1 protein-coding gene is annotated in these 938 nt (G+C 45.5%); it reads left to right on the forward strand.

Translation table 11 applies throughout. The annotated features are described in order from the left end of the window. Positions 1-938 (forward strand): transketolase-like TK C-terminal-containing protein (locus ACS8FD_RS17645; RefSeq protein WP_439276808.1); only part of this gene is annotated, 938 nt, incomplete at both ends.

A 938-nucleotide genomic window follows, 5' to 3' on the forward strand; every position in this document is an offset into this window, starting at 1 on the left:
TGGTTTCCAACGCATTGGTGATTTGGCTTGGGCGGCAGGCGATTGTCAGGCTCAGGGCTTCTTATTAGGTGCAACTGCTGGCCGTACTACCTTAAACGGTGAAGGTTTGCAGCATCAAGATGGCCATTCGCAGTTACTATTTAATGTGGTACCTAATTGTGTGACTTATGATCCTTGCTTTGGTTATGAGCTGGCAGTAGTGATGCATGATGGCCTGCGCCGAATGTATGGCGAAGGTGAGCGTGTTTATTATTACTTGACCTTAATGAATGAGAACTATGAGCAACCTGCGATGCCTGAAGGAAGTGAGGAAGGTATTAAACGTGGCATGTACTTGCTTGAAGACAATGGTTCAACCCAAGTTCAGCTGTTAGGTTCTGGTGTGATCTTGCGTGAAGTCCAAAAAGCATCAAAAATACTAAAAGATGAGTTTAATATCACATCTAACGTATGGAGTGTGACCAGCTTTAATGAGCTGACTCGTGATGGTATGGCTTGTGATGATTACAACCGTTTGCACCCTATGGAAGAAGAAAAAGTCTCATGGGTAACAGAGCAGCTTGCGCCGCACGAAGGTATCGTAGTCGCTGCAACTGATTATATGCGTAATTATTCAGAGCAAATCCGTGCATGGTTACCAGATAACCGTCCTTACACCACGCTTGGTACAGATGGATTTGGACGTTCAGACACGCGTGAGCAACTACGTAGTTTCTTCCACGTTGATGCAGCCCACATTGTAGTAGCTACACTTAAATGCTTAGCAGATGAGGGCGAAGTTGAGATGCGTGTGGTAAAAGATGCTATTTCAAGCTTTGGTATTGAAGTAGATCAGCCGCCAGCATGGCAGCAACAGCCTTATTATGATCATTTCCCAGATGCACCAGCTCCAGCATCTGATAATGTCCACCCGAAACCTGTACCTGAGTTTGTCGGTG

Source organism: Psychrobacter sp. 1U2 (assembly GCF_051847575.1).